The sequence below is a fragment of the Micromonospora matsumotoense genome, from assembly GCF_900091525.1.
In the GTDB taxonomy this organism is placed as follows: Bacteria; Actinomycetota; Actinomycetes; order Mycobacteriales; family Micromonosporaceae; genus Micromonospora; species Micromonospora matsumotoensis.
Genome location: NZ_FMCU01000004.1, coordinates 63,130 through 76,085, shown reverse-complemented (window position 1 = coordinate 76,085; position 12,956 = coordinate 63,130). Strand labels below are relative to the sequence as shown.

Here is a 12,956-nt window from a genome sequence, read left to right as displayed (position 1 = left end):
CAAACCGCGTAAAACACCGGCTATGCCACGAGATGTTCCAGCGTGCCGAGAAGGTCGTCGAGGTCGTCGGTGACCACCGCCCCGTCCCGCCACCGGGCCAACGGGTCCGTCCGCACCGCCGTGCGCAGCCGGTCGGCCTGGCGCACCGCCGGCTCCGGGTCCGCCCCGTCGGCGCCGGCCCGGTGGGCCAGTGCCGCGTCGATCCGGTCCAGCCGCGCCCCGGCGGTCTCCCACACCGCCTCCGCCGCGGTCACCACCTCGGCGACCCCCCGGAACAGCTCGTCCATCCGGGCCACCGCCGCCGCGACGGTCAGCTCCACCCGGCCGTCGTCGGTGATCCGCCGCCGCGCCAGCGGCGGAGGCGGGCCGGTGACCACCACCGACGCCTGGTCGAGCAGAGCACTGACCCGGGCCAGCTCCGCCCCCGACGGCTGCCCGGGACCGGCGAACGGCCGGACCACCTCGTCGACCACCGCCGAGTAGGCGTGGTAGACGGTCCACAGCTGCGCCAGGTCGGCCCGCGCGGCGGCCCACCGGCGGGCCGACTCCCCGGTCAGCTCGGCGGCGGCCAGCAGGTGCCGGTCCAGGTGCCGTTCCAGGTCCACCAGGTTGGTCTGGATGGCGTCCCGGTCGGTGACCGCCGCCGCCACGGCGGCCCCGGCCTGCGGCGGGGACAGCACGTCGACGGTGGCGGTGGCCAGCAACGGGGCCCGCAGCAGCGCCGGTGGTCGCGGCGTCGGCCGCCGTCGCCGGGCCAGCGCGGCGTCCACCAGGGCGGCGAGCGGCTGCTCGAACAGCCGGTGGCTGAGCGTGGCCAGCAGCACCGCGCCGAGCAGGGTCACCGTCTCCAGCTCCCAGAACCCGGCCGTGCCGTACAGCTCGCGGATCGGGCGGACGGCGCCGCTGAACACCGCCCCCGGCTGGAGGTAGAAGTGCATCACCGCGAAGTGCCACAGGTAGACGCCGTAGGAGACCTTGCCGAGGTGGACCACCGGACGGGCGGTCAGCACCGCGTCCACCACCCGGGTCCGGGCCGCCCCCGGGGACACCAGCGGCAGCGACGCGAACAACCCGAACAGGGCCACCATCAGGTACGTCATGAACAGGCCGCTGGTCGAGTAGATCGCGTCCATCCCGATCACGCTGAACGGGCGGGCGCAGTTGACCAGGTAGACCGCGATCGCGGCGACCCAGAACAGCCCCGGGCGTACGGCGGCGACCCGGAGCAGCCGGGGGGTGTCACCGGGCGACACCTGGGACAGCGCCAGCAGCACGGCCAGACCCAGACCGATGCCGATGGTCGGCGCGAAGCCCTGCGGCCACCAGAACACCATCCGGTTGTCCCAGCCGTTGCCCTTGACGAAGAAGAGCCAGCCGACGCCGATGCCGATCAGCACCGGCACCGGCAGCAGCAACCGGCGGGCCCGCGCCACCGGGGTCGCGCCCCGGGCGGCGAACCGGTGGCTCGCCCAGGCGATCAGCGGCAGCGCCAGGTACCACTGCACCATGCTCGGCACCGTCCAGCTGACCTCCATCCCGTTGATGAAGTGCGGCGCGAACGGGCTCGGCGAGTAGATCTGCAACAGCAGCAACGGACGCAGCACGTACCAGGGGCCGTCGATGGCGTCCCGGTTCAGCGCCACCAGCACCACCAGATACATCAGGTAGTACGCCGGGAGCAGCCGCATCAGCCGGCGGACCATCGTCGCGCCCTGCGGCGGGCGGGGCCGCCCGGCGATGATCGCCCGCGCCAACGGCAGGTAGAGGTAGAGCGCGGGCAGGACGAAGAACACCCCGATGAACGACGGCAGCCCGCTGACGAAGAACGCGCCGAGGAAGTTGCTCGGCGGTCGGGGCGTACCCAGGGCCTTGGTGCCCAACAGCCCGGAGAACATCGCCACGTGCACCGTCAGCAGCGCCAACGCCGCCAACCCGCGAATCCCGAAGATCGCCGGGTCCCGGTCGCCGCCCGCCCTGCCCGTGGGGGCCGGGGCCCCGCCGCTGTCCCTGCTCGTCACGCTCACGTACTCGTCCTTTCGGTCCGGCCGGCGGGGCGTCGACCGGGAGCCGGCCGGGCCCACGGCACGCGGGATGGTCGTCGCCGGCGTCCAGCGGGCCGGTGGTCAGCGGATGACGGACCGCACGAACCGCAGCGTCGTACGGACCTCGGGGCTCTCCGCCAGCTCCAGTGCCCGCTTCAACTCGGGGAGCCGGTCGAGGACCACGTCCCGCAGCCGGCGCAGCTCGGCGGAGTTGATGCTGAAGGTCGTGGTCCCGTCCTCGTTCTCGGTCACCTGCGGCACGTGTCCGCCTCCTCGTCTCGACCGTCCGTGTGGTGCCGGGCGCCGGCACCGCACCGCCGGGGCCGCGACTGTCGGCGGCACCCGTCGTACCGGTTCGAGGATGGATCCGGCGAGGTGGGAGGTCATCTCCGAGCGTGCTCAGCCCCGTCGGTCGACCCCGTCGGGCCGGCCACCGCCGCGCCCACCGGCACCGCCGACCGGCCGGAGGTGACCGTCCGCATTGGGCACGTACGAGGACGTGCTACCCCCTCGTCCTCTGCTTGCATGGGCAGCACACCTGGCGAGCCGCACGCCCGGCGGTGTGCGCGGCGGGGCGTTCCCGTCCCCGCCCCGCGTGGGCCGCCGACCGAGTTCAGGGAGGCACCGCAGATGGGCGACCATGTCGCAGCGAGCAGGACCGCGCGAAGCGGTGGGATGATCGACCGGATGCGCGCCGCGTTCGGCGGCCGGCAGTCGACACCGGGAGCGCCACGAATCCTGGGGGACCGGGCGGTGGTGGCCGGCGGCAGCATCGCCGGCACGCTGGCCGCCCGGGTGCTGTCCGACTGGTACCGCGAGGTCGTCGTGGTGGACCGGGACGAGGTGCTCGGGGTCACCGGCATGCGTAAGGGCGCGTCCCACGCCGTACACGCGCACGGGCTGCACGCCCGGGGCTACCTGATCCTGTCCGACCTCTTTCCCGGCCTGCTCGACGACGCCAAGGAACTGGGCCTGCCGGTACGCGACTTCGGGCTGATGCGGTGGTATTTCAACGCCCGCCCGATCGCCCGTACCGAGACCGGGCTGCTCTCCGTCGCCGGCAACCGGCCGGTGCTGGAGAACTACCTGCGCTCCCGGGTGGCCGGGTTGCCCAACGTGACCTACCGGCAGCACGCCGACGTGCTGGGGCTGGTGGCCACCGCGGACCGGGGCCGGGTCACCGGGGTCCGGATCCAGGAGCGTACGCCGGGCAGCCCCGAACAGCGGCTCGACGCGGACCTGGTGGTCGACGCCACCGGTCGGGGCTCCCGGCTGCCCGTCTGGCTGGCCGAGCTGGGTTACGAGCGGCCGGTCGAGGAGCGGATGACGATCGGGCTGGCGTACACCACCCGCACCTACCGGCGGCGGCCCGGCACCTTCGACGGGCCGGTGGCGATCAATCCGGTGGCCTCGCCCGAGCACCCCCGGGGGGCGTTCTTCGGGCAGACCGCCACCGGCGACTTCCGGCTCAGCCTGACCGGCATCCTCGGCGACCATCCGCCGACCGATCCGGCGGGTTTCGAGGAGTACGTCCGGACCCTGCCGGTGGCCGACATCCACCAGGCGGTACGCGACGCCGACCCGACCGGGGACGCGGTCTCCTTCACCTTCCCGGCCAGTGTCTGGCGGCACTACGAGCGGCTGACCCGGTTCCCCGCCGGGCTGGCGGTGCTGGGCGACGCGGTGTGCAGTTTCAACCCGGTCTACGGCCAGGGGATGACCGCCGCGGCGATGCAGGTGACCGCGCTGCGCCGGTTCCTCGACGGGCAGTCCGCCGCCGACGGTCGCTCCTACCTGCGGGACGTGGCCCGGCAGATGCGCCACCCGTGGCAGCTGTCCACCCGCACCGACCTGGACTTCCCCGGGGTGGGGCCGCGGTCGTTGCCGATCCGGCTGCACAACGCCTACCTGGTCCGGCTCCAGTACGCGATGACCAAGGACCCGGAGGTCACCCGGGCGTACATGCGGGTCGCCGGGCTGGTCGACCCGCCGCGCACGCTGTGGCGGCTGCCGTTGCTGGTGCGGGTGCTCCGGCTGGCCCGGGACATGCCGGCCACCGCGCCGGTCCCTGCGCCCGCGCCGGTCCCTGCGCCCGCGCCGCTCTCCCCGACGGTCGCCGCGTCGGCACCGTCGTCGGTTCCGGCGGCGTCGGTGCGCCCGCCGGCCACCGGGGCGGGGGACGAGCCGGCGGGCCCGGTGGACGCCGGGCAGCGGGCGGGGTCCTGACCGGCCCAGGGACAGCAGCCGGAGCCGGCGCGGGAACCGGCTCCGGCTGCACCCTGTCTACCCACCCTGCCCAACCACCCTGCCTACCGACCCTGCCCAACCACCCTGCCTACCGGGCCGTCCTGTCGGGGCACCGTCCTGTCGGAGAGCCGGTGAAGGCGGGGACGGCGGCGCTCTGGCCGGCCACCACGCAGGTGCCGGAGCGGTCGACGGTGGCGCGCCGTCCTGCCGGGAGGCGGGCCGAACGAGGCGAGTCAGGGAGCCGCTGTGCCGGGAGGGCATGGTGTGCCGGATAGGTGGTATGCCCCTGCGTCATGAATATGACTGGGTGGCATAAGCGCATCGGGGAAGGTGGTCCCACCGGGAGCCGTACTCACCGCCCAGCTCCGCCCCGCGCCCCAGCTCACCGCAGCCCAGGCTCCGCGCCGTGCCCAGGCTCCGCGCCGCGCGTCGCCCCCGACCCACGGTCGGGGACCAGGGCGGGGGTCAGCCGGTCGGTTCCGTCACGTCCGGGCCGCCGGCCAGCGCGGGACCGTAGCGCCGGGCCGCCGTCAGGGCCGCCCAGGCGGTGAGCGTGACCAGGGCGTCGTCACCGGGGTGGTGCGCGCGGAAGTCCGCCACCACGGCGTCGGTCACCTGGTACGAGGCGAAGGCGGTGAGCAGGGCGAGCCGTCCCGCCGGACGCTCCACCGGGGACAGGCCGGCGACGGCGTCCTCCACCCAGGGGCGGGCGCTGATGCCGGCCGGACCGTCCTGCGGGTCGGCGCAGCGGGCGGCGACCAGCTCCCGCACCCCGGCGGGAACGACCTGCCGGCCGCCGTCCTCGATCGCGGCGTAGCCCCGGGCCAGTCCGTCGGCGAGCACCGTCGCCCCCGCCCAGGCCAGGTCGGCCGGGGGCGGGGCGGCCGCGAGCAGCTCCAACGCCGCCCCCGGCGGGCAGGGACGGCGGGCCAGCGCACCCATCACCCGGGCCGCCGTCCGCTGCACCACACCCCGGGCCAGCGACGGGGTGTCGGGCAGCGGGGAGTCCCGCAGGAAGACGTTGACCATCCGATTCAGGTAGTGGAAGACCACCGCCACCCCGACCAGCTCCGGGACCTGCGCCGCCGGGGCGGGCGGCGGCCCGGCCGGGCCGTGCGGGGACGGTCGACCGGCCCACCGGGCCAGCGGGCTCCACGGCCCGTCGTCGAGCCGGTCCACCGCCGGGCCGGCCCCGTCGCCGCCGGGGAACAACCCGACCAGGGTGGCCCCGTGCACGTCGACGCAGTACGGGCAGCGGTTCGCCGCGGAGACCGCCGCCGCCACCGCCTCCTTCGCCGCCCGGCCGGCCGGACCGGTGGCCACCAGGGTCTCCCGCAGCATCGTCCAGCTCGCCGCCAGCACGTCCGGGGCGGGGGAGTGCAACGCCATCGGTGGGGCCAGCATGCCGAAATCCCGCTCGACCTGCCCGTACACCCGGGCGACGAGTCCGTCCGCCCGATGCGGGGCGACCGGTCGGACGTGCCGGACGTGGGCGAGCACGGTGCGCCGGGTGGCGCGGGCCAACAGGGTCGCCACGGTCATCCCCTTCCAGATCGGCGCGGTCCCCCGGCCGGATGCCGGGGGACCGCGGTCGAGGTCAGCGAGTCTGGAGCACGGCGCGACGGCCGGCGGTCGCGCCGTCCGGCGCGGGAGCGCCGTAGGTGACCGCGACCCCGCGCGCCTGGGCGGCCCGGACGATGCCCGGGACGGCCCGTTCGGCCAGCGCGCTGATCGTCAGGGCCGGATTGACCGTGAGGGCGCCGGGCACCGCCGAACCGTCGGTGACGAAGATGCCCGGGTGACCGCGCAGCTCGTGCCGGTCGTCCAGGGCCGAGGTCGCCGGGTCGTCACCGATCCGGCAGGACGCCAGCGGGTGCACGGTGTACGCGCCCACCAGGTCGTTGGTCCACGGCATCACCTTCGCCAGGCCGTCGCGTTCGACGATGTCCTTGACGTCGGCGTCGGACAGGTTCCAGCCCCGCCAGGTGTTGGCGGTGGGCTGGTACCGCAGCGGGCCGTGCCCCAGCATCTGCTGGGAGAACCGGTGCGCGTTGCCGGTCTCCGGTGGCGGCCCGAACACGCCCTCGTTGTCGTCCTCGGACATGGTGAAGACGGTCAGCCACGACTTGAAGTGCCGCATCAGCTCCTTCTTCTCCACCCCGAACCAGCTCGGGCCGGTCGCGTCGGGCACCTGGGCGAGGATGGTGCCCAGGCCGGGCGGGAAGTAGAGCTGCTCCAGCGAGTACCGCTCGTACTCGGGCAGGTTGGCGTCGAGCTTGTCCCAGCTGGCCACCGTCGGCCCACGACCGATCTGGTACGACTCGTAGGCGACCCCGTCGCCCCGGTCCAGGCCCAGCACCTCGCGGACCCGGTCCTCGTCGAACACGGCGGTGTTGAGCCGCTCCCCGTTGCCGGAGAAGTAGCGTCCGACCGCCGACGGCATCTTGCCCAGCGTCGGCTCGGAGCGTTGCAGGATGACCGGGGTGGCCCCGGCGCCGGCCGCGACGATCACGATCTTCGCGTCGATGGTGCCCGCGCCGTGCAGGATCCGGTAGTCCTCGTCGTCGACGACCCGGTAGTGCACCCGGTAGCCACCGTCGTCGGTGCGGGACAGGTGCTGCACCTCGTGCAACGGCCGGATCGTCGCGCCGTGGGCCAGCGCCGCCGGCAGGTAGTTCAGCAGCAGCGACCGCTTGGCGTCGAACCGGCACCCGGCCATCATCCAGTTGCAGTTGGTGCACTTGTCCAGGTCGATCGCCGACGGCACCGGGTTGGCCGTGCGGCCCGCGTGCGCGCAGGCCGCCGCCCACAGCCCACCGGGGTACGGCACCTGGTCCCAGCTCTGGCCGGTCACCGGCAGGGCCTCGACCACCCGGTCGTACCACGGGTCCAGGGTGTCCCGGTTGATCGCGGCCGGCCACATCCGCCGGCCGATCGACCCCTGGCGTTCGAAGACGAACCGGGGCGCCCGGGGCATGGTGGCGAAGTAGACGACGCTGCCACCACCCACGCAGTTGCCGCTGAGCACGCTCATCCCGTCCCCGACGACGAAGTCGAACGCCCGGGTGTACGACGAGCCGAGCTCGAAGTCGTGGTCGAAGTCCTGGCCGGACAGCCACGGCCCGCGCTCCAGGATCACCACCTTCGCGCCGCCGGCGGCCAGGTGGTAGGCGGTGATCGCGCCGCCGAAGCCACTGCCGATGATCAGGACGTCGGTGCTCTCGGTGCTGCTCATGCCGGGCTCCCGGTGGGGGTCGTGTCGGGGTGCAGGGGTGCCAGTGGGCGGCCGTAGGAGTAGTTCGGGTACCGCCACAACCCGTCGGCGTCCGGCCGGTGGTAGCCGAGGTGCAGCAGACCGGGGTGCCCTTCGGCGAGCGCCGTCACGGTGGACCGGTGCGCCGCGCTGTCGAAGGCCATGTTGCTGAACAGCGCCAGGCCCACCCACATCTGCTTCTCCGGGTGCTCCGGGTCGGTCAGCCGGCGTACCAGCTCGGTGCGGTGCGCGAACGGCAGGGCGACGAACGCCGGCAGCGCCGGGTCCAGGGCGACCCCCTGCTCGGCGGCGTACTCGCCGGCGTGCATGTCGAGGGTGAGGGCCAGCCCGTCGAGCGACTCGGCCAGGCCGCCGGCCGGCAACTCCAGCAACTCCAGCGCCCCGGCGGCGACCGCGCCGCCACCGGGGGCGGCGCCGGCCACGGCCGGGTCGTCCGGGCTTCTCTTCTCACCCGGAACAATGGTGTCGGCAAAGGCCTCGATGGTCATTGTCCGCGCTGTGTCTGCGTCGGTGATACTGGGCTGCACGGCGACGCCTCCTGTCCGGTGCGACATTGTTCCGGGCGGTTCCGGGATGCTCTTTTCTGCGTTCACACGGTGTGCGTGAATGTCGGTGTCGACCGGTCCGGGAGAATTCGGGCCCCGGTTCCGCGCGATTCCGCTGCCGCACATCGTGCACGCATCGACCGCACCGAAACACCTTCCGAAGTGCGGTGGGTGCCGCGGCCCGACATCGGTGCCGCCGTCACCGGCCCGGTGGCCCGCCACCGGGGCCCGGTCCGCCGCGTCGGGGCCCGTCCCGGGCGGACACCTGCGCACGTCGGGAGAAGCGGGAAAACCGGTCCGGCCCGGACGATGAGTGCACCCGTGACCGGCGTGCGCCCCGAGGTGCCCCGGCGGGTCCCGACCGTTGCCGACGGACCGACCGTCCGGCGTACCCCAGGGAGATGTCCATGCCGACCACCCTCGGTTCGATCCGCAGGCTGCTGCTCACCCCGTCGCTGGCCGAGGTGACCTTCGCCCGGCGCGGCTTCCCCGTCGCCGAGTCGGCGGTCACCCGGCGGCTGGAGGCCATCCCACAGGCGGTGATCTGCGGGTTCGAGTGGGCGATCGACGCCCGCGACCAGTGGGAGGTGGAACGTCGCCTGGAGTTGGTCGACGTCGAGCTGCGCGGGTTCGCCTACGAGGGGGCGACGATGGCCTGCACGGTGCGCGACGCGATGGCCGGCGGGCGTGGCCACCGGGCCCGGGACCTGCTGCGGGGCCGGGCCGAGCGGCACACCTTCCTCACCTACATCGGGATCGGCTTCGCGATGGCCCGGCTGCCGCGTCCGCTGTGGCGACGGGTGCTGCCCGACCTGACCGGCATGCGGTACTACCCGACGATGAGCTGGCTGGCCGTCGACGGGTACGGCTTCGACCGGGCCTACTTCGACACCGACCGCTGGGTGGGCGGGCAGTTCCGTCCCTCGCCGTACCCGTGGCAGGGGCACCCCGACTACTTCGCCCGCGCCTGCGACCAGGGCGTCGGCCGGGCGCTGTGGTTCATCCACGGTGCGCAGCCGACCCAGGTGGCCACGGCAGTGGAGCGGTTCGACCGGTCCCGGCGGGCCGACCTGTGGAGCGGGGTCGGACTGGCGGCCACCTTCGCCGGTGGCTGCGACGCGGACGGGTTGGCCCTGCTGGCCCGGCTCAGCGGCGTCGACCGGCCCCACCTGGGCCAGGGCGCGGTGTTCGCCGCGAAGGCCCGCGACTACTCGGGCCACATCCCGGCGCACACCGGGGTGGCGCTGCACGCCCTCGCCGGGATGACGGTGGAGCACGCCTCCGTACTGGCCGACGATGTCGCGGTGGACGCCGCCGCCGGGCCGGACCTGCCGGCGTACGAGCTGTGGCGGGCCCGGGTGCGCGACCGGGTGCCGGCCGCCGACCCGGCGACCCCCGCCTGACCCCTCGCCGGTGGACAGCCGGCGGCCCCCGTCCCGACCGGGACGGGGGCCGCCGACGCGTCAGGCCGACACGGTGCTGAACTGGCCCGGGGTGCGGCCGGGGCCGGCCGGGCCCCGGTAGGCCTGCGCCAGGTCCAGCCAGCGGTCGGCCTCCGCCCCGACGGCGGTGAGCGCCAGGTCGGCGCGGTGCCGGCGGCGGGTGACCAGCAGGCACAGGTCGGCCGCCGGGCCGCTGATCCGCTCGGTGGCGTCCGCCGGCCCGAACTCCCAGACCTGTCCGCCGGAGGGCGCGGTGATCTCGAACCGGAACTCGACGTCCGGCGTGTCCAGCTGCCGGGCCTGGTAACCGAAGTCCCAGGTCCGCACGGCGAAGTCGACCAGGTGCCGGAGCCGGTCGGTGCGCTCGGGGCGCAGGCCGAGCGCGTCGGCGATGTCCTGCCCGTGACCGAACAGCTCCATCATGCCGGCGGCGGCCAGCACCGGCGCGGGCAGCGGTCGGACCAGCCAGGGCACCGGCTGTCCGGCCGGCACCGCCACCAGGGCCTGCTCGGCGGTGGCCCGTTCCTCACGCCACTTGGCCAGCAGCGCCGGTGGCGGCGCGGACAGGTAGGGCGAGAGCGCGGTCCGCACGTTGCGGTTGAAGTCGGGCCCGAACTGCCCGGCGAGCGCGACGAACCCCGCCGGGTCCGCCGCGGCCAGGCCCGCCAGCCGGAAGGTCGCCGCCAGGTGGGCGATCTGGTGGGCGATGGTCCACTCCGGCGCGGGGGTTTCCCGCGCCCACTGCGCCTCGTCGAGGTCGGCCACCATCCGGTCGACGGCGTCACCCTCCAGGGCCAGGTCGACGAAGACGTCGTTTCGTGCGCTCACGCGTCTGTCCTCTCGCTCGTCAGTTGTGGCGAGCGTGGCCCGGCGCGTCCGAGGGCGCCGGTTGCCACGCACGACGCCGATCCCGTCGCCGCCGCGCGCCGGGGCGGCCGGTGGCCGGGCCCCACGCCGACGGCGTCACGTCAGCATCAGCAGCATGCGGGCCGGGCGCGGGCGCTGTCTTCTCTCGTCATGCGCAGCGGCAGCCCGCCGTCGCTGCCGCTGGGGCCGGCGCTCGCGGTCGATTGTGCGGGCCGGTCGACCGGGGCGAATCCGTGCCCGTGCGCCGGGTTGCGCACCGTGGAAGAACCGCCGGCCGGGCCGTCCGGCGCATGCTGACCACGATGGGCCCGGCCGTCGACGTCCGGCCAACCCCGGCACGCCGGCGGGCCCGCCAGGGGGAGGGACCATGGTCGCCGCACGGGTCGCGTCATCGGTGGTACGCCGCCAGGTCAGGTACGTCGCGCCGGTGCCGGCCGGCGTGGCCCGGGGCCTGGTGGCCGAGGTCTACGCCCAGGCGCAGGACGAGCAGAAGCTGGTGGTGCCGCCGGTGCTGCTGCACTCCCCGGCGCCGCCGGTGCTCGCCGCGTACTGGATGTTGATGCGGGAGCCGCTGCTCGCGGGCCGGGCGGTGGACCGACGCACCAAGGAGGCGGTGGCCGCCGGGGTCTCCGTGGCCAACACCTGTCCGTACTGCGTGGACATGCACAGCATCAGCCTGTACGACCTGGCCACCGAGGACGACGCGGAGGCGGTCGCCGACGACCGGCTGGCCGACCTGGGCGACCCGGTGGTGCGGTCGGTGGCCAGCTGGGCCCGGCAGGCCCACACCGGTACGACGCCGGCCCCGTTCCCGGCCGCCCACGGCCCGGAGTTGGTCGGCGTGGTGGTGGCCTTCCACTACCTGGCCCGGGTGGTCAACGTCTTCCTGCCCGACCATCTGCTGCCGGCCGGGTTGTCCGGTGCCGCCCGTCGCCGGTTCAAGCGGGCCGTCGGTCGGCTGCTGCGGCCCACCCTGCGGGCCGCGCCCCGGCCGGGGCGGTCGCTGGCGTTGCTGCCGGCGGCGGCGTTGCCGGTCGACGCCGGGTGGGCCGCCGCCGATCCGGTGATCGCCGAGGCGACGGCCCGCGCCTACCGGGCGTTCGACCGGGCCGGCGAGGAGGCGGTGCCGCCGTCGGTACGGACCCTGGTGCGCGGCCGGCTCGACCGCTGGGACGGGGAGCCACCCGGCCCCGGCCGGCGCTGGTGCGACGAGGCCGTCGAGGAGCTGCCGGAGCCGGACCGGGCGGCCGGTCGGCTGGTGCTGCTGACCGCGTTCGCCTCCCACCTGGTGGACGAGAGGGTGGTCGCGGGGTTCCGCCGGGCCGCGCCGACCGACCGGGCGCTGGTGCAGGCGGTGGCCTGGGCGGCGTACGCGGCGGCGCGGGAGGTCGGCCGACGCTGTCCCGGTCCGGCCATCCGATGACGCGGCCGACCAATTCCGGGGCATCGGGTAATGCGCCGGTGTCGCACCTTTGAAGTAGACGATCTGTTTCGCCGCTGAAAACATAACTTCAGGAGGCATCCCTCCTGACGTGCGAGAAGATAGGGGGACGCCAGGTGTCGAATACATTCCGGAGATTGCGGCGACGCATTCTCACGCCCTCGTTGTCGGAGACCAAACTGGATGTTCGCGGTTTCCACCGCAAGAATCCGGCCGCCGTCGAACTGTTGGAAACCGTCGGCGAGTCATTTCTGACCGGGTACGCCGCGGCGGCCGAGGCCCGGCACCCCGCCGACGCCGAGCCGACACTGGAGGCGATCCGTCCGCAGTTCCGCGGCTTCGCCTACGAGGGGGCCGCGATGGGCTTCGCCGTGCTGGACGCCCTGCCGGGCGGCCGGTCGGACCGGGTGGCGACGTTCCTGGCCGGACGGGGGGCCGACCACATCTACATGGCCTACGTCGGGGTCGGCTGGGCGATGGCCCGGGTGCCCCGGTTCCGCTGGTCGAAGCTGTCCGCCCCGGACCCGCTGCTGCGCTGGCTGGTGCTCGACGGCTACGGCTTCCACCAGGCGTACTTCCACACCCGCCGGTACGTGCACGAGCAGTACCAGGAGCCGGACTTCCCGTGGCCGGCCGACGGCCCCCGCTGGTACGCCCAGCGCGCCATCGACCAGGGCATCGGCCGGGCGATGTGGTTCGTCGGCGGCACCGACACCACGGTGATCGCCGACCTGATCGACAGGTTCCCGGCCGAGCGCCGGGCCGACCTCTACGGCGGTGCCGGCCTGGCCGCCACGTACGCCGGTGGCGTCGACTCCGACGAGCTGCGCCTGTTCCTCGACCGGGCCGGCGTACACCGCGCCCAGGTCGCCCAGGGCAGCGCGTTCGCCGCGACCGCCCGGCTGACGGCCGGCCTGGAGACCCCGCACACGGGCCGGGCGACGGCGGTGCTGGCCGGCACCACCCCGGCGGAGGCGGACCGGATCTGCGACGCGCAGCGGCCGACCGACGGCGACAGCCCGCTGGAGCCCGCCTACGAGATCTGGCGTCGCGCCATCGCCGCCGAACTACGGGTACGCGGAAGGCACTGACCGGGAC

At 74.5% G+C, this 12,956-nt stretch carries 10 protein-coding genes; 4 read left to right on the top strand and 6 right to left on the bottom strand.

All coding sequences use genetic code 11. The features are described 5' to 3' along the window. Nucleotides 1–20 precede the first annotated feature (20 nt). A complete protein-coding gene (locus GA0070216_RS10265; RefSeq protein ID WP_141723035.1) occupies nt 21–2,024 on the bottom strand; it encodes an acyltransferase family protein in 2,004 nt (667 codons plus the stop codon). A 99-nt stretch (nt 2,025–2,123) separates the two neighbouring features. Then, on the bottom strand, nt 2,124–2,303 hold the full coding sequence (locus GA0070216_RS10260; RefSeq protein WP_091242982.1) for a hypothetical protein: 180 nt from the start codon (nt 2,301–2,303) through the stop codon (nt 2,124–2,126). Between the two features lie 369 nt (nt 2,304–2,672). Here GA0070216_RS10260 and GA0070216_RS10255 point away from each other — a divergent pair, with 369 nt between their 5' ends. Further along, nucleotides 2,673–4,268 carry an FAD-dependent oxidoreductase gene (locus tag GA0070216_RS10255; protein ID WP_176738900.1) on the top strand — a complete coding sequence of 532 codons (1,596 nt, stop codon included), beginning with the start codon at nt 2,673–2,675 and terminating at the stop codon, nt 4,266–4,268. A gap of 486 nt (nt 4,269–4,754) precedes the next feature. Here the strand turns inward: GA0070216_RS10255 and GA0070216_RS10250 are convergent, their stop codons facing one another. The 3 genes from GA0070216_RS10250 to GA0070216_RS10240 are packed head-to-tail and all read right to left on the bottom strand — an operon-like array spanning nt 4,755 to nt 8,090. Beyond that, on the bottom strand, nt 4,755–5,831 hold the full coding sequence (locus GA0070216_RS10250; protein WP_091242979.1) for a carboxymuconolactone decarboxylase family protein: 1,077 nt from the start codon (nt 5,829–5,831) through the stop codon (nt 4,755–4,757). A 55-nt stretch (nt 5,832–5,886) separates the two neighbouring features. Next, on the bottom strand, nt 5,887–7,524 hold the full coding sequence (locus GA0070216_RS10245; RefSeq protein WP_091242975.1) for an FAD-dependent oxidoreductase: 1,638 nt from the start codon (nt 7,522–7,524) through the stop codon (nt 5,887–5,889). Continuing rightward, nucleotides 7,521–8,090, bottom strand: coding sequence for a DUF5987 family protein (locus GA0070216_RS10240; protein WP_425413146.1), 570 nt, complete (start codon nt 8,088–8,090; stop codon nt 7,521–7,523). The genes GA0070216_RS10245 and GA0070216_RS10240 overlap by 4 nt, the downstream gene beginning before the upstream one ends. 425 nt (nt 8,091–8,515) lie before the next feature. Between GA0070216_RS10240 and GA0070216_RS10235 the strand changes: the two genes are divergently transcribed. Then, nucleotides 8,516–9,511, top strand: a complete 996-nt coding sequence (locus GA0070216_RS10235; protein ID WP_091242967.1) for a DUF1702 family protein — start codon at nt 8,516–8,518, stop codon at nt 9,509–9,511. A gap of 60 nt (nt 9,512–9,571) precedes the next feature. Here the strand turns inward: GA0070216_RS10235 and GA0070216_RS10230 are convergent, their stop codons facing one another. Further along, nucleotides 9,572–10,318: a TIGR03084 family metal-binding protein gene (locus tag GA0070216_RS10230; protein ID WP_245722445.1), complete on the bottom strand. Its 747-nt coding sequence runs from the start codon at nt 10,316–10,318 to the stop codon at nt 9,572–9,574. Between the two features lie 466 nt (nt 10,319–10,784). Between GA0070216_RS10230 and GA0070216_RS10225 the strand changes: the two genes are divergently transcribed. Continuing rightward, nucleotides 10,785–11,840, top strand: a complete 1,056-nt coding sequence (locus GA0070216_RS10225) for a carboxymuconolactone decarboxylase family protein (protein ID WP_176738899.1) — start codon at nt 10,785–10,787, stop codon at nt 11,838–11,840. Between the two features lie 134 nt (nt 11,841–11,974). Beyond that, the gene (locus GA0070216_RS10220) at nt 11,975–12,949 is read left to right on the top strand and encodes a DUF1702 family protein (protein ID WP_091242957.1); all 975 of its coding nucleotides are present in this window, start codon (nt 11,975–11,977) and stop codon (nt 12,947–12,949) included. Nucleotides 12,950–12,956 lie beyond the last annotated feature (7 nt).

Bases quoted from the DNA above. Each gene is read 5' to 3' on its own strand.
- GA0070216_RS10245 (WP_091242975.1), bottom strand. From the start codon at position 7,524: ATGAGCAGCACCGAGAGCACCGACGTCCTGATCATCGGCAGTGGCTTC.
- GA0070216_RS10255 (WP_176738900.1), top strand. From the start codon at position 2,673: ATGGGCGACCATGTCGCAGCGAGCAGGACCGCGCGAAGCGGTGGGATG.
- GA0070216_RS10235 (WP_091242967.1), top strand. From the start codon at position 8,516: ATGCCGACCACCCTCGGTTCGATCCGCAGGCTGCTGCTCACCCCGTCG.
- GA0070216_RS10225 (WP_176738899.1), top strand. From the start codon at position 10,785: ATGGTCGCCGCACGGGTCGCGTCATCGGTGGTACGCCGCCAGGTCAGG.
- GA0070216_RS10250 (WP_091242979.1), bottom strand. From the start codon at position 5,831: ATGACCGTGGCGACCCTGTTGGCCCGCGCCACCCGGCGCACCGTGCTC.
- GA0070216_RS10230 (WP_245722445.1), bottom strand. From the start codon at position 10,318: ATGGTGGCCGACCTCGACGAGGCGCAGTGGGCGCGGGAAACCCCCGCG.